Source organism: Scandinavium manionii (genome assembly GCF_024764775.1).
GTDB classification, from domain to species: Bacteria; Pseudomonadota; Gammaproteobacteria; order Enterobacterales; family Enterobacteriaceae; genus Scandinavium; species Scandinavium manionii.
In genome coordinates this window covers 40,667-60,736 of record NZ_JALIGC010000039.1, presented here as the reverse complement: position 1 = coordinate 60,736, position 20,070 = coordinate 40,667, and the positions used below count along the sequence as shown (strand labels likewise).

The following is a 20,070-nucleotide window of genomic DNA, read 5'->3' as shown; positions in this document are numbered from 1 at the left end:
TTGGGGGCGGCCGCCCCCTTCTTATTTTGTTGTTTTTATGATTTTTCTTCACATGGAAGAGGAATACCTCTATGTCCAAATTACGCACTTGCACACTGATTGCGGCTCCGCTGATATGTGGGCCAGCCCTGTTTTTTTCCTCACCAGTACACGCTGAAGGGTTTATTGACGACTCCCATATGACCGGCGGTATTTATTACTCCCAGCGCTATCGTGATAAGCGCGATATGACACCGGGCAGCCCGGATTACGGGCATTACGCGGAAGACTTACACCACGCGACATTTAATGCCAACCTCGATTTCACCTCCGGATTCGCCGGCGATTTTATCGGTCTCGACGTGGCCGGTTTTGCCTCTGCCAACCTCGCGACGGGCGACGCCGCACACCCAAACGAGATCAGCCTCAGTTCGGCAAACCAGCGCTGGGATGAGGACTGGTCCGGGGATAAAGGCGGCTTCAACCTGTATAAAGCGGCGTTGAAGCTCAAGTATGACGATTACTGGATGCGCGCGGGCTACATCCAGCCTTCCGGGCAAACGCTGCTGGCGGTGCACTGGGGCTTTGTCCCGGGCGCGTATCAGGGGGCAGAAGCCGGAGGAAGTTGGGACTTCGGTGAACATGGGGCGCTTTCGGCGTCTTACCTGTGGTCAGATCAATATAAAGCCCCGTGGTATACGGAGATGTACGAATTCCGCGCCGCCGATAACACCACCAAAATCGACTATGTTCACGCCCTGGGCCTGCGTTACGACTTCAAAAACAAACTGGTGCTGGAAGCGTCGATGGCTCAGGCCGCCGATTTTATGGATCAATATTTCGGCAAACTTTCGTACAGCATTCCCGTCGCCGGGAACGATCTGCGCATGAGCTACCAGTTTTACGGCGCCAAAGATAAAGTCGGCGATAACAGCATTGCCGCCTACGGCTCGGTTAATGATGAATATGATGGGCTGGCCTGGCTGCAGGGCATCACGCTCGGCTACACCGTCGACACCTTCGATTTCCGCCTCGAAGCGCAAACCGTCAAGGCCGAAGGTAATCAGGGCTTTTTCCTGCAACGTATCACTCCGGCCTATGCCAGCTCCAACGGACGCCTCGACATCTGGTGGGACGCGGCATCCGACTTTGACGCTAACGGCGAAACCTCAGTGTTCGCAGGCGTGACACATGACCTGAAAAATTACGACTTGCCAGGCTGGGCCGTCGGTGCCGGATACGTTTACGGCTGGGGTGGGAAACCCTGCACCACCTGTACCGTGGACGGTGTGCTGGCAGACCAAAGCCAGCGTATTGATGAATCCGCCTGGACCTTCAATATCGCCCACACCGTACAGACCGGGCGCATGAAAGGCACCCTGTTCAACCTGCACTATATCAATTACGACAATCATGGTAGCAACCCGAACTACAGCGGCGGCTACAACAATATGTTCCAGGACGAAATTGACATTAAATTCAACGTCATTGCTCCGTTCACGATTTTCTAATGCGGTCTGAAGGAATGAGAACATCATGAAAATAAATGTGTTTTCCGGTCTGCTGCTCATCATGCTAACAACCCTCGGCCACGCCGCAGAATTTTCCCGGCGGGGTGCGCAAGTCACGGTTCATCATGGTGACTGGACGATGCAGTATGCTCTGGATAAGGGAACCGGCACGCTAACCTGGCACCAAACGCCAGTGCTGAAGGCGTTCCACAGTGAAGCCCTGAGAAAAGGAGAGATGGCGGCGCTGAACAGCGAGCAGGCGGCATCCCGAGACGCAAACTGGGAAAAAATCATCGATCCACAGCGCGGGCCTGGGGAAAAGCTGACCCTCACTAGCCGTTTTGCCGACGGCGCTACGCTGGCCTTACATCTTTGGTTTTTCAATGATACACGCTGGTTTTTAAGCGACCTGACGGTGACGGCTGCCAGTGAGATGGCGATCTCGAGGCTCGCGCCCATCGTCTCCGGTTTCGCCGATATCGGCCCTGCAAACGATAAGCGAATCTACACCACCCCCTATTCCAACAATTTCGATTTTGGCGTCGCGCCGGTGAATGATTTCGGTCTGAGCCAGAATGGCACCGACCGTTTCGCCAACCCCGTCGAACCGATGGTAAAATTTAATGGCGTCAGTCATTGGGTGACCGCGCTTTTCGATAATCAGAGCCGTCATGGGCTGATCGCGGGCGCGGCATCCGTGCAGAAATGGAAAAGCAGCCAGAAGTTGGGTGAAGCCCGACTGGCTAACGGCCCGCTCACCGCTTTCGCCCTGTATAACTGGGGCGGCTCACAACGCGGTACCACGGTCAGATCCGATCTCTTTTTCCTCGGCTATTTCACCGATTATCGGGATGGGCTCGAAACCTACGGAAAAATCTACAATCAGGGAGAACCACGACTCAACTGGAACGGAGCCGTGCCGGTAGGCTTTAATGCGTTCTACTCGCATGACAGCTATGGCAAAGCCCGGGACATGGAAGACATCACCGATTACATCGCCGCGCATCTCAAACCGCTAGGCTATCAGTACGTCAATATGGACGGCGGCTTCCAGCCCGAGAGTTATCCGCAAGGCATGAAGGATTTCGCGGACTATGTGCATCAGCGCGGGCTGAAAGCAGGCGGCTACCTTACGCCGTTTACCATCTATGAAAACTGGCTCGACTTGCCCGTAGACAATACGGGATATACACATCGCGATGCCTGCTTACATGATGAAAACGGCCAACTGGTGAAAACCTATCTGGGCACCTACGCCCTGGATATGTCGCACCCGGCGGCCCAATACATTGTGCGGCGCAATATCAAAAACGACCTCGCCTGGGGTTATGACTACCTGAAACTCGATTTTCTGGATATGGGGCTGTACGAAGGCCACCATCACGATCCCGCGATTAACGGCATGCAGAACTACCGTATCGGCATGAAGATTATGCGCGATGAAGTGCAGGCCAGCGGACGTCAGGTGTACCTGAATGCATCAATCGCCCCGCTGCTGCCCGCGGCGTTTACGCATGGCCGCCGTGCCGCCTGCGACACCTCACTGGGCGTGGCAGCATATAGCGGGATTGAGCGCCAGGCCTTTAATAGCGCTGCCTCCTGGTGGAGCAACGGCACGCTTTATGACTATAACGATGCCGATATGTTTCTGCCGGAACAACTGTTGCAGGGCGCCGGGCGACTGGGGCAGCTCGCCGCATTGCGCCTGGCAACAACGGTTGCACTGGCCGGAGGGCATTGGCTGGTGGGGGATAACTTACCTTTCATCGATGAAGACAGAATGACCTGGATTAAAAACAGATCGTTACTGAAAGTGGCCCAGGCAGGCATCGCCGCACGCCCGGTCTCGATGACCAATTTTTATCACGCTGGCGAACATAGCCCGGCAGTGCTGGTTCGTACCGACGGCGACGGCGGAAGTTATGTCGGTCTGAGCAACTGGCAAAATACTACGCAGCACTGGCGGCTTGCGCCTGCCGGGCTGGGATTAACCGCTAATACCCCGTATCAGATAACCGAACTCTATAGCGGACGAAGCTGGCCGCATCAGGGCGGCGAGGTGGCGTATTCACTGAAAGCAGGAGAAACTGCCCTGCTCCATTTCAGCCGACAGACCGCGAAATCGACATCTGAGGCGGGGGATCTGCTGCACGGAAAATCCTCTATCGCAGGCAAAAACCGCTATGAGTGGGATCTCGGCCAGTCCACCGGCCTGAATCAGGTGATCATTAAAGAGCCAGCCCCCTTCGCAATACGCAACTACACCCTTTCCGGATTTGACGGCGCGGCATGGAATAAGCTCGCGCAGGGCTTTATTGTCGGCGACAAACGCACTTTTTCCTTCCCTGATATTCAGGTCAGGCGTCTTCGCCTGGATTTCGCCAGCCATGATGGTCCTCTGACGACCCCCACTCTTGAGGCGTATCAACAGCAATCTTCTGTGTCTGCCTTGAAGATAACCGAGGACAGTATTGGCCCCGGCATGAAGCGCACCGACATTCAAGGAAATCATCAGTTAATGCAGACCTTCAAACTCAGCCACAGCGATCTGCCGAAAATCGACTTCTGGTTATTTGAGCATTATGTCGACGCCGTGCCTGGCGACAACTTGCGTCTCCGCGTGGTGGAACTCAATGCGCAAGATCGGCCGTCTAAAACTCTGTTTACGGCGGCGTTGCCCCCGTTCAATTTACCCGCTAATCCGGCGATTTATTCTGTATTCCCGCGCCTGAGCGGGCTGGATACGGCTAAACGCTATGCGCTGATTTTCAGCTCAGAAGGGTCCCGCTTCGAACCCTCAGGGAAAAACAGTTATGGCGTACTGGCAGGGAAGCGTTCATCCGGCGCGACAGGCCGGCTGCTTATTTCGATTGATGCCGGCAAAACCTGGCAGGATGAGCCTCAGCATACTCTTTTACTCACCTTTTATAGTCACGCCACTGGAGGAGAAAATGACTAAATCAGCCATTCTGATCTGCGGATTATTACTGGCCGGCTGCCAGGCCGCCCCGTCGCAGCCAACGCAGGAGACGCAGGAGACGGTTTCACCGACAGATTATCAGGCCTGTATTCAGGCGGCTATGAGCGGGAATGGCGCAGATAGTGATGAGAAGTGCCAGAGGGTTCTACAGAATACCCGTTAAAGAATCCCCCTTGCAGGGGTGACAAAGCGTGAAATATGTCAGGCTTTTCCAGGATGCTCGTACTGAAAGGCAAAGCCTGACACAGAAAATTCCGCACGCTGCTTTAGGGAATATCAAATCTCAGCGTCGCTGTGGCTTTGAAATCACCGCCGCCTTTGGGTTTGGTATCATTGATCATGGTGGGGTATGCGTAAAACGTCGCGGTGGCTTGTTTGTCATCGGACGAATAAGTGGTGTCATAGCTGGTCGCCCCCGTAGTATCGACAACGTTGGCCCCGGACTCGTCACGAGTGACCTTGATGCCGAGGTTATTAATGGTATTTGAGCCGGTGGCAACCGCGGCTAATAACCCATTGCTTTGTTCAGCATTTTTGCTTGCCCCTGTGGCTTCCAGCATCCATTTAACGCCGGAACTTTGAGCATTATGAATAGGGAACTCACACTGGTAGTGAATCTCTGTTTTCTTCACATAATTATTACTGGGTTTGCTACCTTTGGTGGTGAAAATACTCGGCGGGATTTCACCAAACGGAACCTGCACAGTGCCTGATTCAGTAATATTGCAGCTATTAACAAAAGTAATGTTGCCGGTCAGCGATATAGTGCCATAGGTGGTATAACTTCCATTATACGAGTCGTTTTCGTTACCCCCGGGCATTAACTTATCGCCCACAGATAATCTGGCAATAGTGACGCCGGAGAAATTAATGGGGCTACTCGGCGTTCCGGCAAAATAGAGTAAGACAGTACCTACCCGCGCAGCAATACCGTCATCTTTGACTAATTTAATACTGGCGCCATCACAAGTGATATTCGCAGCCCATGTAGAATTCCGGGTTCCCTCACAGACACCGGCAGTACGATCTGTTCGGGAGACACCGTAATTACTTACGCCAGAAAAAGGGACGTCATGGATGATATAATGTTGGGTCTGATTAGAGTAAACCCCTTGCTGTATCGCAATATATAAATTCGCCGCTAATTCCCTTTTATAGCGATAGTAAGTGATGCCGTCGATATTTTTGCTATCGCTGGTATCGATAGCGCTGGGATCCCAGCTCGCCGACACAAATTGCGGGCCATAGGCTAATACCCCGTCAGTCATATAACTGGCATCCTGGCCGGTATATTCAGAACTCCCCAGGGATCGAAAGGTATAAGGGTATGAGAATTTACGATTGGCAACAGAAGTGTTATCACCATCTATATAAATTTGTTGATCATATGACGTTGGTGATGACGTTAATACCGGTCCTGTCTCAGCCAAAACTGTCATAGAGAATAACAGCAGCCCCGCACAACAATACTTCATCTTATTGCTCCATCAATTATAAATCGCGCTGACCATGACCACCACACTGACCGGCCCTGCCTGGGTAACGTTATCCGTCTGCATATAGCGGACATAAAAATCACGGTTTATCGATAACAATTCCGGGTCGGTGATGGTATAAACCAACTCCCTGGACTGGCCATTGGTATCCAGCACATTACTGTCATCGCGGCTATCGTAGATAGAAAAACCAATGCCCGTCGGCACTAACATCCCCTGATTATCCAGCAGCTGATTAGCAAAGGCTCCAGGCGGAACCATATCGGTCATCGCCTGGGTTTTGAAATTCAGCGTGAGCTGTGCTTGCTGTGTCACCGGCAACTGACAATCACTGACCGTCAGTGAAAAAGGTTTTGCATAGCCTGATATATCGCCAGGCTGATGGAACAATGAAATACCCACCCCTTCAAGCTGAAGAATATCCTCGGCAAAATGGACGTTACAGGTCGCAGAACGAAGCGTGCCGGATAAAACCAGACCGATTTCATCAGCTGTATCTGTGACGGTTGCTTCCTCGGAGGCCATGACATGGCGACCGAAGAAAAAACTTGTCAACAGCAGCCAACAAAAAATAAGGGTAATAATTTTCGGGATTGTTCTGGTCATCAGCTCTCTTCTCCCCGGATAAGCAATATTGCTGTTGCAGACCCGTATGTACATGGACGCATATATTTCAGCTTTCCGGTGATATATCTCTCAGCAACGCTCACGCGCACTATTCATAAGTCACTGCGACCTGCGCCGTGGCGGTTAAATCCCCGATGGAATCATAAAAACCATTTTGAGCATTGGCCAGAATAATGCGTGCATATAACGGGAACTTATAGTCAGCGCCATCGATAATTAAACTGCTTAATGGCACGGTTTCTTTTGTACCCGCATCAAAACTGATCGCCTCATCCCTGGTTTGCGCCGTACTGTCTTTAAACAGTGCGACACCTAACCTGGTGTTCGCACCCGCACTCGATTTTAAATAGACGGACTTACCTTGAAAACCGTAGCCGGATACAGCTCCAGTGAAATCCATAATCAAATTGGCGACGTTTGACCCACACCCCGACAGGCGAATAAAAGCGGATACTGGCGTACCGGTGGTGACCACATCCCCATTTTGCGAGTCCATAAAATCACCCGCGTGGATAGTGTCAAAATGAATATCCGTACCGTTAGTACTCTCAAAGGAGGCGGAGCAAGTGGGAGCCGCTAATGTCCCGGTAAATTCAAGGTCAATATTATCATCGGCATAAACATTCAGCGCCGTGAATATCATAAACAGTGCAGCTAATTTTTTCATCATTCGTTCCCTCACTTGTATGCAATTTGAATTGTTGCAGTAGCATCCATATTACCTGCCGTCATTTCCGACTGACTGTCGACGGTCGGGATCAGGGTGGCCATAATCGTGACCGTGGTGGGGAAGTTATCTGTACCGGTCTCAACACTGGTTTGGGTATGATCCACAGGAAAAATGCGATACTCTTTACCCGTCCATTTCAATTCCGTTTTATAAGCCACACCGACGGCCTTTCCTTCCCCCGCAGCAGGGGTGATCCACTTCCCGGCATCGTCTCCGGTAACTTCCTGACTGCTCGGGCTAATAAGTGTCAGGTCAACAAAACCATTTAATGTCCCCCAACAATTTTTTATAATAAATGAACTTTCATGAAACGTATTGCCATTCATTACCTGCAGTGGAGAGACCTCGCCAAAGTCATATCTTAGTTTTCCATCATCCAGTTGTTCAATGGTACAACTGGTCGGTTCGACGGTAACGGATGCCGTAAAATCCAGGTTTTCCGCACGGGCGAATGACGAACTCAGGCAAGCAAAGAGACCACCTGAAATAATGAGCGGTATTATTTTATGATTCATACATAAATCCTTTTTCTATTAACGACAAATTAGATGATCAACCAGCAACGTCATTTGCTGAATATCGTCGTGGGCAACAACCGGCAGTTTGAAATCAACTGCACACTGCTCTTCAGGTTTGTTTCCCCATTCGACGGTCAGGTGCCCGGAATCCGCCAGCCCACGGGTAAATGCCCTGCCGTTTTGCCCCAACATACCGACCGACTCACGCTGCTCGTTGAAAACTTCGGCGCCAAACGGCACATTGCTGCCGTCCGCTTTACGCATCATTAAAAACACTGAACGGCGATCGTCAGTGCGGAAGGGAACTTCAATAATGGCGCCCGCGCGCGGTACGACGCGAACAGAGGTTTCTTTTAATTCGGTATCTTTTTCCATGGTCGACGGGTCAAGCGCCACGTCGTTATAGTGGTAAGGAGAAAGATTGGAGACAAAAGCATATCCGGCGTTATTCACGCTGACCGCGTTGTCATTGGTGACGCGCGCCCCTTTTGCCCCTTTCGCCTCGACCAGCGCAATGGCGGAATCGTTGTTAATATCACGACCAAAGGTTACGCCGCCGCGATGCACAATCACCCCACCGTCGGCGGATAGCGATAATTGACGGCTGTCGTCGGTGCTGGCGGAAACGCTGCCTCCCAGCGTACCAAAACGGCTATTCCATGACAGGTTACCGCCCGCGTTCGCCAGGCGGTCATCGCCATAGCCATCGTTTTTGTTATAGCCCGCATTCACGCCATAATAGAGATCTTTTTCTTTGCTATAACCGGACGAATTTGTCGAAAGCCCTCGATTTTTACCATTATTGTTACTGGTGTAGTTTACGTTCATATAGTCAAATAAATTATCTTTGCTCTCGCCGCCCAAAGGAATGGAAAGAGACAGATAGATCTGATCATCTTTTTCGTTATCTTCGTTATAATAACGGTTTACCGATATACTGTAGCTGATGCGACCAATATTATTGTTATAACCCAGCTGGTAACTTTTCTCGGTGCGATCCGAATCCCAGTAGTCAGTCCATGTGCCAGAGGTGTAAATGGATCCCCAGCCGTCGGCAAAGGTCTGGTTAATATTAACCTGAATTTTCGATCGCATATTATCAACGCGATTGTCATTGTCGTCGCTGAGATAATAGATGGCATCATCCAGATCGTAATAATTCTCCGTCGAATAACGATACGCCGAGAGATCAATGTTGGTATCGGTCGAATTCACTTTACCGCTGTAGGTCAATCCCCAGCTTTGCCCGCTCAGGGTATCTCCCTCATCGGTATCTAATGACGAATGTGTGACATCCAGCGAAATCGCCCCGATTGAAGTGTTGAAAGACACCCCGCCCTGTGCCGCGTAATAATCAGTGAGATACTCAACGCCGCTATAAAGGGTGATCAGGTTGTTCAGGCCGTACTGATACGTCGCCTGCGCAATCAACGGATCGTCGTTATCAGACTGGTCATATCGACCCACGTTCAGCGTATAGAGTCCAACCCCCGGATACAGTAACCGTGAGCCGCTGTTATAGGGAATACTGAAAGAACGTGTCCGACCATCGGCTTCGTTGATGGTGATATCCAGATCGTCCGAAGAACTGATCGGGTTATAGTCCTGGATATTAAATGCGCCCGGCGGAACGGTCGTTTCCAGGATGGTGTTGCCTTTTTGTTTGACGACAACTTTTGCGTTTGTTTCCGCGACGCCGCGAATAACCGGTTTAAAATTATTTAATGAATCCGGCAGCATACGGGTATCGCTGCTTAACGACACGCCTTTCATCGGGAAAGAGTCGAAAAAGCTGGAGCTGCCGTAAATTTCCCCGGCACGAAACTGAGATTTTAGCGCCGTAACATCATGCTCAACGTATAAATTGCTGCTGTCGAACGAAGTGTCATCGCTGGTAGAATCATAGTTCGCATTACCGCGGATCCTCGCACGCCAGCCGAACAGATTCAGCCCGCCGTCAATTCCCGCATACGCCGTATCGGTCGTTTCCCCGGAAGAATGGGAGCGGTAATAGTTCAGGTTATATCCCATAAACGCAGCATTAATGCCGTCATCCCACAACGCGACGGGCACTTCATCCGCACGGCGTTCAATAATTAATGCCTGCGGAACGGTAAGCTGAAAGACCTGCTCGTTAACATCCAGTTTCCACCGGGCATCAGGCAGCCAGTCGTTTAATGGCCGACACTGCTCGTCGTCCATCTCATCGATTTTAATACCGGTCACATCAAAAAATTTACTGTCCAGGCAGGGTAGCGCCCTCAGCGGGTCTTTCGGGTTATCAATAAATTTAATTTCAGAATGGCCAACCAGTTTTTCATTGACACTGACCTTGACGAAATACATACCCGCAGGTACCGGGTTGCCGCGAGAATAACGCGATACATCAACCCCGCTGCCGGAAAAGAAAGCGCTATCAAATTCGACCTGATCCTCATCCGTTTCATTGGAATCGTGGTCAGCCTTCGACACATCTTTGTTTAACTCTCTATTATTGGTCGCTGCGGCCTGATTTCCTTCAGACGTCGCAACGTCTTCCGCTCTGACATTCGATACGGAGGAAATCATAGCGGTCAGTGCGATAGCAATCAAAGTACGTCGAAATTTTCTTTCCATTATTCAACCAGGTATTATTCACGGGGCTTGTATAACTTACCGGCTCAACATTGATTGAGATTCAACATCTGAGCCAAAATCATTAATCCAGGAGAATTTCACATCGCTACCGGTTGGCTTCGCATTATTATTCATAGGGAACTCAGCGCTGCTTAATGGGGCAACCATTCCTGCTTTAGCATCTTGTCCACCTACCCTGACCTGGCTGAAGGTGAAATGGTACGGTGTATTGTTTGTCGCTTTAATTGCCCAACCTTTACCATTATTCACCAGCGTCCAGTTGATTTTTTTCAGTTGCTCAGCCGGGGTCATTTTCGCGATACTATCAGGACGCCAGAAAAATTTTATACGGGTACGAAACGCCAGTTGAAGTCGGCTGTTGCCTGAATCCTGGACAGCTTTATCCTCTCCGTTTTTTTTATCCGCTTTCATTTTTGGCGGAACTTCCAGCACGTTCAGATAAAAAATACTTTCACGATCTTTCGGTAAGTCGTTTTTCAGGGCTGAAATTCGCAGTACCTGGCCCTTTTTCGCATCAATTCGCGAAACCGGTGGGTTGATAATAAACGGGACGTTAATATTTTCAGGCGACTCCTGCGCTTCCCCCTTATCCAGCCAGGATTGCACCAGCAATGGCCTTGTGCCCACGTTCGTTAATCTGACATTCACTTCTTTTGATTTTTCTGGATAAATGACACGCGTACCATTAATGACAATATCAGCAAAACTGCTCTGACTTATCAGAAATAATGCACCGGTAATTAAAATAGCATTGAGTTTTTTCATGACAATTCTTTTAAGCAAAGAAAATCGATATCCAGTCAGTAAACTGACTGGATAATTGTATAATGCCGATTAATCTGCGGCAGAGGCAGTGCTCCCCTTAGCCGGCAGATTAATTTAAGGGTTTATTCATAAACCACGCTGAATGTCGCTACGGTATCCAGGTCACCTGCAGTCACACCCGTAGTATCAGCGCCGGTGGTGACATAACGAATCTGATAGTCATAGGCGACTTCATTATTCGTGTCAGGCGCTTTAAAGATTGCTTTATCCTCTCCCATGACTAATTCTGTTTCGGCACCAGGCGCGGTGAAACCGATGTTTACGCCCTTAGCGGCTGTGGACTGGGTGTTAATGGAATCCAGCAGCATGTTGCGATAAGAGGAATAACGCGAATCACCGTAACCATTGGTGTCAAAGCTCACGCCTACGGTCGTTTTATCTTGCGGCAATGTGCAATCTTTGAGGCTGATAGTGACGGTTTTCATGGTGTCAGAAGCCATTAATGCACTTCCGGATACGGTATTGACTGATTTGCTCAGCGCCGTAACAGGAATACCGTCCAGAACAATGGTCTTATTCGCCGTTGGTGAACCATCAATGGCGATGGTACAGCTGGTATTAAAAACCTGACCGTTTATTTGCATTTGTCCATCAGATGCCTGAGCAGCAGTGAGAGAAAATGCCGCCGAGAGGGCAAAAGAGAACACGACGATTTTTTTCATTTGGAAAGTCCTTTATTTTCGTTCCAGAAAAATATTAATAATCGGAACATCACTGTTTCGATGGTGAATAGCTATGCAGAGGTGACACTTTGGATGATTACTCTATTCCCAAGAATATTACATAACCTTACCTAAAGCGTGCTGCGATAAGCATACATATGGTGGATGCCTTAAACAACACTACTTTCCTGAATGACTTATTTTGAAAAGCTTACTATTGAGGCAAACCGTGGGGGAGAGGTCAACCAGTAGATATCCTCACGCTTGATGAATTTAAGCTTGAAACAATCTCATTAAATGACAAATTCACCAGACACATATATTTGACACTATTACAAAAACCAGCCAGTCATCAGAGACATCGTTCTTTCGTTTAATCGGAAAAAAACTGAGGATGGAACACACCTCGATATATTATTCCAATCAATAATTCAACAGCCGTTATAATTCCAGTCTCCGCTTTTTTGGATACCTGGCCGCAGTGTTGCCCCGTGATTTGTCTCGTATTGATGTTCATTTTAGCCATAGCTGCGCGAGCCATGTTGTTGCGGGCGGTATCATGGTCTGGCAACATTCTCTGGTTGATGCCATGCCGTCTCTTTGAAAGTAACTTACTACCCTGGCTTTTGGTTTAATGCTAATCTTGATACGTTAGTTTTAAGTACTGTCAACACGTGGGCTAGTCTGCCCGCAAAAGTCTCCAGTTTTATACTGACCGTTCATTTATCCGTCGCGATTATTCTCTCCTGAGATTGAAACAGAGATAACCGACGGACGCATGGGCGCTCCCGCTAATATGGATTATTGCTGGCAAGTGAGGTCAACATGAATGGACTAAATACTCTTCAACAGCCTAAGGCTACGATAAATGAATCACACGAATTTGATTTAAATTTACTTGAAGTATTTGAATCCGTGTATCTTTTTAAAAGCGTCAAGCATGCCGCGAACCAGCTCAACAAGAGTAGCGCGGCAATAAGCCAATCCTTAAATAAATTACGTCTTCATTTTTCAGATCCTTTATTTGTACGTCATGGAATGAAATTGACCAGCACCACAGTGGCTGACAATATTCATGCAAAACTCCATGATAAATATGAGGATTTACTCAGCGAACTGGGTTATTTTATTACCGGACAAAACACCAGCGAAATTAATGTATTTACCCGGGGATATTCGGGTATTCGGATCATTCCGTTATTGGGGAGTGTCATCGAAAAACACGATCTCCAGTGTAAGATCCTGCACCACATCATCGATGCCAGCAATTCGAGCGCAGAAGAACTGCTGATGTTGCGGAAAGTGGATATTCTGTTCGACGCCATGCCCATCCATCGCGTCGATTTTGTCTGTAATGCCCTGTGGGAAGAGGAGCTGGTATTGGTCTGTCGCCAGGACCATCCCCGTATAGGCGACTATGTCCCGGCGGAGAAGATACGGGAAGAGAATATATCCATGTTTAACGTCGCGGATGGACTGCAAAACCTCATCGACAAACAGTATCGTCTTGATCTCAGCATCAGAAGAAAAGCGTTCTCTCTGCGAAGCAATTCCATTTTTACCATTGCGGCCATGACAGCGGCGACAGACTCACTGGCGATTATTCCGTTAACTTTATACCTGCAGATGAAAGAAGGCTTCTCATTAAAGGTTATCAATACCGACATCATCCTGCCCAAAATAACGCTATATATGATCGTGAAGAAAGCGACACTGGAAAATCCGGTTATTGAAAATATTATTAAAAAAATGATGATACATCTCAACGGACAGTGACGTAGCAGATCGGCAACGTTCTATTCGTAGGCGCGCTTCTCCTGGAAGCCGCCGTCCTGTTCCTTTTCGCTTTCACGAGGTTATTGCCGGCGACACCTTACGACTTAACGGCACAGCTAAAAAAGCAAAAGGCCGCATCAGCGGCCTTTGTGTTTACTGCAATAAATTAGGCGTAAACCGGGAAGCGTGCGCAGATATCCAGTACTTTACCTTTGATGCGTTCGATGGCGGCTTCATCATTGATGTTGTCCAGCACGTCACACATCCAGCCAGCCAGCTCTTTCGCTTCGGCTTCTTTGAAACCGCGACGGGTGATGGCCGGAGAACCAATACGAATACCGGAAGTCACAAACGGACTCTTCGGATCGTTTGGTACGCTGTTTTTGTTCACGGTAATATTGGCGCGACCCAGAGCGGCATCGGCTTCTTTACCGGTCAGGTTTTTGTCTACCAAATCCAGCAGGAACAGGTGGTTCTCAGTACCGCCAGAGACCACTTTGTAGCCGCGGTTCAGGAACACTTCCACCATCGCTTTCGCGTTTTTCGCCACTTGCTGCTGGTAAACTTTGAACTCTGGCTCCATCGCTTCTTTCAGCGCGACGGCTTTCGCGGCAATCACGTGCATCAGTGGGCCGCCCTGCGCGCTTGGGAATACGGCAGAGTTCAGTTTTTTGTACAGCTCTTCGTCACCACCTTTCGCCAGGATCAGGCCGCCGCGCGGACCCGCCAGGGTTTTGTGGGTGGTGGTGGTGACCACGTGTGCATGTGGAACCGGGTTCGGGTAAACGTCTGCGGCAATCAGACCAGCAACGTGCGCCATATCAACGAACAGGTATGCGCCGATGCTGTCAGCGATTTCACGCATTTTAGCCCAGTCAACCACGCCGGAATAAGCAGAGAAGCCGCCGATGATCATTTTCGGTTTATGGGTCTGCGCCTGCTTTGCCATGTCTTCGTAGTCAATTTTACCGGACTCATCAATACCGTAAGGAATGATGTTGTACAGCTTACCGGAGAAATTCACCGGGGAACCGTGAGTCAGGTGACCCCCTTGCGCTAGGTTCATACCGAGCACGGTATCGCCCGGTTGCAGCAGCGCGGTGTAAACCGCGAAGTTCGCCTGGGAACCGGAGTGCGGCTGCACGTTGGCGTAATCTGCGCCAAACAGCTCTTTGGCACGATCGATAGCCAACTGCTCAACGATATCAACATATTCACAGCCGCCGTAATAGCGTTTGCCCGGGTAACCTTCAGCGTACTTGTTGGTTAACTGAGAACCCTGCGCCTGCATGACGCGCGGGCTGGTGTAGTTTTCGGAGGCGATCAGTTCGATGTGCTCTTCCTGACGTACTTTTTCCTGCTCCATAGCCTGCCACAGTTCGGCATCATAATCGGCAATGTTCATTTCACGCTTTAACATCCGCATCTCCTGACTCAGCTAACAGTAGTTTTACCGCTAAAAAAGGGGGCCCTTTTGGGCAACGGCCAACAGTATAACTGATAAGTTCTTCGATAACAGGTCTTGACAAATGATTTTACGCAAACGATTACCTTGCCGCCGCGCAAGGGTTTGAGCGATAAAGGCTCACTTGATTTAAGCGGATTTCTTTTCAGGTTTGTGATGCACATTTTTCATCTTTCAAAGAACCATTTACATCATAGGGTCATTCTTATAAGATGCATTTAAAATGCACCATTAAGAAACATGACGAAGAAACCGCAAAAGGACATAGCCATGCTTGACGCACAAACCATCGCGACGGTGAAAGCCACCATTCCCCTGCTGGTCGAAACTGGCCCTAAACTCACCGCTCATTTTTACGATCGCATGTTTGCTCATAACCCAGAGTTGAAAGAGATCTTCAACATGAGCAACCAGCGCAACGGCGATCAGCGTGAAGCGCTTTTCAACGCCATTGCCGCCTACGCCAGCAATATTGAAAACCTGGCAGCCCTGCTGCCCGCGGTCGAAAAAATTGCCCAGAAGCACACCAGTTTCCAGATCCAACCCGAGCAATACGCCATCGTTGGCGGCCATTTGCTGGCGACGCTCGACGAGATGTTCAGCCCGGGCCAGGAAGTGCTGGACGCCTGGGGCAAAGCCTACGGCGTGCTGGCCGACGTGTTCATTAAACGCGAAGGGGAAATCTATCAGCAGAGCGCCGCAAAAATCGGCGGCTGGGAAGGCACGCGCGCATTCCAGATAGTTAGTAGAACGCCGCAAAGCGCCCTGATCACTGCGTTTGAGTTTGCCCCGCAGGACGGCGGCGACGTGGCGGATTATCAGCCGGGTCAATATCTCGGCGTGTGGCTGAAGCCGGAAGGTTTTGCGCATCAGGAAATCCGTCAGTATTCACTCACCCGCAGCCCGAACGCCAAAAACTATCGCATTGCGGTGAAGCGCGAAAACGGCGGCCAGGTGTCCGAATGGTTGCATGACCAGGCCCGCGTGGGCGATACCGTTTATCTTGCCGCACCTGCCGGTGACTTCTTTATGTCGGTTGACGCCTCCGCACCGGTGACACTGATTTCCGCTGGTGTCGGCCAGACGCCAATGCTGGCGATGCTCGACACCCTGGCAAACCGCGCGCATCCGGCTCAGGTGAACTGGTTCCACGCGGCTGAAAACGGCACGGTTCACGCGTTCGCCCAAGAAGTCGAAGCCCTGGGCGCAACGCTGCCGCGCTTCGCCTCCCACGTCTGGTACAACAAGCCTGAAAGCCATGACGTGTATGACAGCGCCGGGCTGATGGATTTGCGCCAGCATGAAGGCCTGTTCAGCGATCCGGCGACCCAGTTCTATCTTTGCGGCCCAGTCGGGTTCATGCAGTTTGCCGCGCAGCAGCTCGTGGCGCTGGGCGTGGAGCAGGGCAATATCCATTACGAATGCTTCGGCCCACATAAGGTACTGTAACGTCTTCTTCTCTCTCGCGGGCCACGCTGTTTCTCTGGCCCGCAAACGCTGCTTCTATACGCAAAACCATACGAAAAACCTTTCATATCACCACCGTGAAGCACGGGTGGGTCAAAAAAGGGGTAATCTGATCGTGTTAGAATGCCCGTCTTCCCGTTGTCTTTTTTGGGCCCCTTTTTTATGCAACAACCTGTTGTACTCATTGGCGAATGGCTGGTTACGCCTGCCGTAAATCAGATAAGCCGTCAGGGACGTCAACTTACACTAGAACCTCGCCTCATTGACCTTCTGGTTTACTTTGCCCATCACCCCGATGAAGTCCTGAGCAGAGATGAACTTATCGACCACGTCTGGACGCGCAATGTCGTGACCAACCACGTCGTGACCCAGAGCATTTCTGAATTGCGTAAGTCGCTGAAAGACGGTGATGAGAGCAGCCCGGAATACATTGTGACGGTGCCGAAGCGCGGCTATAAGCTGGCGGCCACCGTTATCTGGTGCACGGAAGAAGGTGCAGAATTAACGCCAGTCCCGCCTCCTGCGGCGATAATAATCCCAGGCACAGAACCTGACCGTGCACGAACAACCCCGCCAGAAAAACGCCGCAGCATTACGACCTGGTGGGTCTGGGGACTGTTCTTGCTGGCGTTGTTCAGCTGTGTGGCGCTGGTCGCAATGTCGACAATAAACTCCCATCCGCCAGTCACCAAAACGCGCCTGTTGCTCAACCCGCGCGATATCGATATCCGTTTGGCGGACGGCAACTCCTGTAATAATGCGGCCTCGCAGCGAACGTACGCGGTGGGGCTTGGCAGCCTGATTACCACGTCGTTAAATACTTTCTCGACCTATATGGTGCATGACAAAACCAACTACAACGTCAACGAGCCGAGCAGTTCGGGTAAAACGCTGACCATTGAGTTTGTGAATCAGCGCCATTACCGCGCTCAGCAGTGCTTTATGTCAGTGCAGCTGGTTGATAACGCCGACGGCTCCATGATGCTCGATAAGCGTTACTTCGTCACCAGCGCTAACCCGCTGTCGATTCAGAACGACCTGATGAGCAGCCTGTCGGAGGCGCTGACGCAGCCGTGGCCAGAGCGGATGCAGGCCATGCTTCACATGTACCAGCCGCCGCAGAGCACATCGCTGACTCACTTTTATCAGGCGCATCAGCTATTAATGAAAGGCGATATTGATTCACTCAGCAAAGCCAGCGCGGTTCTCGACGACGTGATTTCCGATTCGCCGGGCTTTACCTATGCGCTGGCGGAAAAAGCCATTGTCGATGTCTTACGTCATTCTCAGCAGCCGATGAATGAAACACAGCTGGCGGAGCTCAATGCGGAAATAACCCGTGTCAGCAATAATCCTGAGATTAAAAATACCGCGGCATTCTATCAAATAAAGACCATCGATATGCTTGGACAAGGAAAAGTTGATGATGCATTCACGGCGATTAATTCAGGCATTGACCTTGAAATGTCGTGGATGAATTACGTGTTGCTCGGCAAGGTCTACGAAATGAAAGGTAAAAACCGTCTCGCGGCAGACGCGTATATTACCGCATTCAATTTGCGACCAGGCGAGAACACACTTTACTGGATTGAAAATAGCGTATTCCAGACTTCCGTTACCCGCGTCGTCCCCTATCTCGACAACTTCCTCGCTGCAGAATAAGTCAGAAATATGAATAACCTCATCGCGTGGAATAAAACACGCGTGATGAGGTTAATTATATGTATCTCATGAACACCTGAATTGTTATCTCTTTCGAGACAAAAACCCGCGCAAAGCAACATTGATTTAACCCGCAAAACCAAAAACAACACACTGAAAAACAACGATATTTACCTTTTCATGATATCAACATGTCATCCTGATGTGTTAACGCAGAAAAGTCAGGATGTCATTTGTCTGACGTTTGCGATTACTTCACTTTATCTTTAGGACTTCTCTGCTGGAGATCTTTAATCTTGAACTCAGTCGGTCGGGTCATAACCATAACTTGCAATATGTCCCGGGCCTCCAAAATAAACACCAGGAGAATACAAACCATGAGTTCTGCCAAAAAGATCGGGCTCTTCGCCTGTACCGGTGTAGTCGCCGGGAATATGATGGGGAGCGGCATTGCCTTATTACCCGCGAACCTCGCCAGCATCGGTGGCATTGCCATCTGGGGCTGGGTTATTTCTATTATTGGTGCAATGTCTCTGGCTTATGTTTACGCCCGACTGGCAACCAAAAACCCACAAGAAGGTGGCCCGATTGCCTACGCGGGTGAATTATCCCCGGCGTTCGGCTTCCAGACCGGTGTCCTTTATTACCACGCGAACTGGATTGGTAACCTGGCAATCGGCATTACCGCCGTTTCTTATCTTTCGACCTTCTTCCCGGTCTTAAATGATCCCGTACCGGCCGGTCTGGCCTGTATTGCTATTGTCTGGATTTTCACCTTCGTGAATATGCTCGGTGGTACCTGGGTGAGTCGCCTGACCACCATTGGTCTGGTGCTGGTGCTTATTCCGGTCGTGGTGACAGCGGTTATCGGCTGGCACTGGTTTGATATGGCGACTTATCAGGCTAACTGGAACACCTCGGCCACCACGGATTATCACGCGGTAATCAAAAGTATCTTGCTGTGCCTGTGGGCGTTCGTCGGCGTTGAATCTGCCGCTGTCAGCACCGGTATGGTCAAAAACCCGAAACGCACCGTACCGCTGGCAACCATGCTGGGTACAGCAATCGCGGGTGTGATTTATATTCTGGCGACTCAGGTCATTACCGGTATGTACCCTGCGGCTGAAATGGCAGCATCGGGAGCGCCGTTCGCTATCAGCGCCTCCACCATTATGGGCAGCTGGGCTGCGCCGATGGTCTCCGCCTTTACCGCGTTCGCCTGCCTGACCTCTCTGGGTTCGTGGATGATGCTGGTCGGCCAGGCCGGTAAACGTGCCGCTGATGATGGCAACTTCCCGAAAGTGTATGCCGAAGTTGATGCCAACGGCATCCCTAAAAAAGGTCTGCTGCTGGCCGCGGTGAAAATGACCGCCCTGATGATCCTGATTACGGTGATGAACTCCAGTGGCGGTAAAGCCTCTGACCTGTTCGGCGAGTTAACCGGTATCGCGGTTCTGCTGACCATGCTGCCTTACTTTTACTCCTGCGTTGACCTGATTCGTTTTGAAGGCGTCAACATCCGCAACCTGGTGAGCCTGATTTGTGCCGTGCTCGGCTGTGCGTTCTGCTTCATTGCCCTGATGGGCGCCAGCTCCTTCGAGCTGTCCGGCACCTTTATCGTGAGCCTCATCATCCTGATGTTCTACGGCCGCAAAATGAACCAGCGTGAACACAGCGACGACAACACCGCCAGCGCTCACTAAGCCCTAACCCATTTCTCACGGCTCCTCTCTTC

General features: G+C 50.4%; 15 protein-coding genes. 7 read left to right on the top strand and 8 right to left on the bottom strand.

What is annotated here, in order from left to right; genetic code table 11:
* Nucleotides 1-71 precede the first annotated feature (71 nt).
* From MUU51_RS14785 to chiQ, 3 genes are read left to right on the top strand one after another with little or no spacing between them, the layout of a single operon-like run.
* Nucleotides 72-1,490, top strand: coding sequence for an OprD family outer membrane porin (locus MUU51_RS14785; protein WP_258968023.1), 1,419 nt, complete (start codon nucleotides 72-74; stop codon nucleotides 1,488-1,490).
* 25 nt (nucleotides 1,491-1,515) lie between these two features.
* Nucleotides 1,516-4,449: an alpha-amylase family protein gene (locus MUU51_RS14780; protein WP_258968022.1), complete on the top strand. Its 2,934-nt coding sequence runs from the start codon at nucleotides 1,516-1,518 to the stop codon at nucleotides 4,447-4,449.
* Complete coding sequence (gene chiQ / locus MUU51_RS14775) at nucleotides 4,442-4,633, top strand: ChiQ/YbfN family lipoprotein (protein ID WP_258968021.1); 192 nt, start codon at nucleotides 4,442-4,444, stop codon at nucleotides 4,631-4,633. The genes MUU51_RS14780 and chiQ overlap by 8 nt, the downstream gene beginning before the upstream one ends.
* A 103-nt stretch (nucleotides 4,634-4,736) precedes the next feature.
* Here chiQ and MUU51_RS14770 read toward each other — a convergent pair whose 3' ends face one another.
* The 7 genes from MUU51_RS14770 to MUU51_RS14740 all read right to left on the bottom strand — a co-directional run bounded on the left by MUU51_RS14770 (nucleotide 4,737) and on the right by MUU51_RS14740 (nucleotide 11,965).
* Complete coding sequence (locus tag MUU51_RS14770; RefSeq protein WP_159776284.1) at nucleotides 4,737-5,945, bottom strand: fimbrial protein; 1,209 nt, start codon at nucleotides 5,943-5,945, stop codon at nucleotides 4,737-4,739.
* A 12-nt stretch (nucleotides 5,946-5,957) separates the two neighbouring features.
* Nucleotides 5,958-6,572, bottom strand: a complete 615-nt coding sequence (locus MUU51_RS14765; RefSeq protein WP_258968020.1) for a fimbrial protein — start codon at nucleotides 6,570-6,572, stop codon at nucleotides 5,958-5,960.
* A gap of 109 nt (nucleotides 6,573-6,681) precedes the next feature.
* Nucleotides 6,682-7,260, bottom strand: a complete 579-nt coding sequence (locus MUU51_RS14760; protein ID WP_258968019.1) for a fimbrial protein — start codon at nucleotides 7,258-7,260, stop codon at nucleotides 6,682-6,684.
* Nucleotides 7,261-7,271: 11 nt separating this feature from the next.
* Nucleotides 7,272-7,838: a fimbrial protein gene (locus tag MUU51_RS14755; RefSeq protein ID WP_258968018.1), complete on the bottom strand. Its 567-nt coding sequence runs from the start codon at nucleotides 7,836-7,838 to the stop codon at nucleotides 7,272-7,274.
* Between the two features lie 18 nt (nucleotides 7,839-7,856).
* Nucleotides 7,857-10,457, bottom strand: a complete 2,601-nt coding sequence (locus MUU51_RS14750; protein ID WP_258968017.1) for a fimbria/pilus outer membrane usher protein — start codon at nucleotides 10,455-10,457, stop codon at nucleotides 7,857-7,859.
* Between the two features lie 36 nt (nucleotides 10,458-10,493).
* On the bottom strand, nucleotides 10,494-11,243 hold the full coding sequence (locus tag MUU51_RS14745; RefSeq protein ID WP_258968016.1) for a fimbria/pilus periplasmic chaperone: 750 nt from the start codon (nucleotides 11,241-11,243) through the stop codon (nucleotides 10,494-10,496).
* A gap of 122 nt (nucleotides 11,244-11,365) precedes the next feature.
* Entirely contained in the window at nucleotides 11,366-11,965 is a 600-nt protein-coding gene (locus tag MUU51_RS14740; RefSeq protein ID WP_159776298.1) for a fimbrial protein, read from the bottom strand.
* An 825-nt stretch (nucleotides 11,966-12,790) separates the two neighbouring features.
* Between MUU51_RS14740 and MUU51_RS14735 the strand changes: the two genes are divergently transcribed.
* Nucleotides 12,791-13,741: a LysR substrate-binding domain-containing protein gene (locus tag MUU51_RS14735; protein ID WP_258968015.1), complete on the top strand. Its 951-nt coding sequence runs from the start codon at nucleotides 12,791-12,793 to the stop codon at nucleotides 13,739-13,741.
* A 166-nt stretch (nucleotides 13,742-13,907) separates the two neighbouring features.
* On the opposite strand, the gene glyA is transcribed toward MUU51_RS14735, so the two are convergent.
* Nucleotides 13,908-15,161, bottom strand: coding sequence for a serine hydroxymethyltransferase (glyA, locus tag MUU51_RS14730; RefSeq protein WP_159776303.1), 1,254 nt, complete (start codon nucleotides 15,159-15,161; stop codon nucleotides 13,908-13,910).
* Nucleotides 15,162-15,476: 315 nt separating this feature from the next.
* On the opposite strand from glyA, the gene hmpA reads away from it, so the two are divergent.
* The 3 genes from hmpA to cadB all read left to right on the top strand — a co-directional run bounded on the left by hmpA (nucleotide 15,477) and on the right by cadB (nucleotide 20,038).
* Entirely contained in the window at nucleotides 15,477-16,655 is a 1,179-nt protein-coding gene (gene hmpA, locus MUU51_RS14725; protein ID WP_258968014.1) for an NO-inducible flavohemoprotein, read from the top strand.
* A gap of 180 nt (nucleotides 16,656-16,835) precedes the next feature.
* Nucleotides 16,836-18,335: a lysine decarboxylation/transport transcriptional activator CadC gene (cadC, locus tag MUU51_RS14720; protein WP_258968013.1), complete on the top strand. Its 1,500-nt coding sequence runs from the start codon at nucleotides 16,836-16,838 to the stop codon at nucleotides 18,333-18,335.
* A gap of 377 nt (nucleotides 18,336-18,712) precedes the next feature.
* A complete protein-coding gene (gene cadB / locus MUU51_RS14715) occupies nucleotides 18,713-20,038 on the top strand; it encodes a cadaverine/lysine antiporter (protein WP_258968012.1) in 1,326 nt (441 codons plus the stop codon).
* Nucleotides 20,039-20,070: the final 32 nt, after the last annotated feature.

Bases quoted from the DNA above. Each gene is read 5' to 3' on its own strand.
- MUU51_RS14755 (WP_258968018.1), bottom strand. From the start codon at position 7,838: ATGAATCATAAAATAATACCGCTCATTATTTCAGGTGGTCTCTTTGCT.
- chiQ (WP_258968021.1), top strand. From the start codon at position 4,442: ATGACTAAATCAGCCATTCTGATCTGCGGATTATTACTGGCCGGCTGC.
- MUU51_RS14780 (WP_258968022.1), top strand. From the start codon at position 1,516: ATGAAAATAAATGTGTTTTCCGGTCTGCTGCTCATCATGCTAACAACC.
- MUU51_RS14770 (WP_159776284.1), bottom strand. From the start codon at position 5,945: ATGAAGTATTGTTGTGCGGGGCTGCTGTTATTCTCTATGACAGTTTTG.
- MUU51_RS14760 (WP_258968019.1), bottom strand. From the start codon at position 7,260: ATGAAAAAATTAGCTGCACTGTTTATGATATTCACGGCGCTGAATGTT.
- MUU51_RS14765 (WP_258968020.1), bottom strand. From the start codon at position 6,572: ATGACCAGAACAATCCCGAAAATTATTACCCTTATTTTTTGTTGGCTG.
- MUU51_RS14785 (WP_258968023.1), top strand. From the start codon at position 72: ATGTCCAAATTACGCACTTGCACACTGATTGCGGCTCCGCTGATATGT.
- hmpA (WP_258968014.1), top strand. From the start codon at position 15,477: ATGCTTGACGCACAAACCATCGCGACGGTGAAAGCCACCATTCCCCTG.
- MUU51_RS14740 (WP_159776298.1), bottom strand. From the start codon at position 11,965: ATGAAAAAAATCGTCGTGTTCTCTTTTGCCCTCTCGGCGGCATTTTCT.
- cadC (WP_258968013.1), top strand. From the start codon at position 16,836: ATGCAACAACCTGTTGTACTCATTGGCGAATGGCTGGTTACGCCTGCC.
- MUU51_RS14745 (WP_258968016.1), bottom strand. From the start codon at position 11,243: ATGAAAAAACTCAATGCTATTTTAATTACCGGTGCATTATTTCTGATA.
- cadB (WP_258968012.1), top strand. From the start codon at position 18,713: ATGAGTTCTGCCAAAAAGATCGGGCTCTTCGCCTGTACCGGTGTAGTC.
- MUU51_RS14750 (WP_258968017.1), bottom strand. From the start codon at position 10,457: ATGGAAAGAAAATTTCGACGTACTTTGATTGCTATCGCACTGACCGCT.
- MUU51_RS14735 (WP_258968015.1), top strand. From the start codon at position 12,791: ATGAATGGACTAAATACTCTTCAACAGCCTAAGGCTACGATAAATGAA.
- glyA (WP_159776303.1), bottom strand. From the start codon at position 15,161: ATGTTAAAGCGTGAAATGAACATTGCCGATTATGATGCCGAACTGTGG.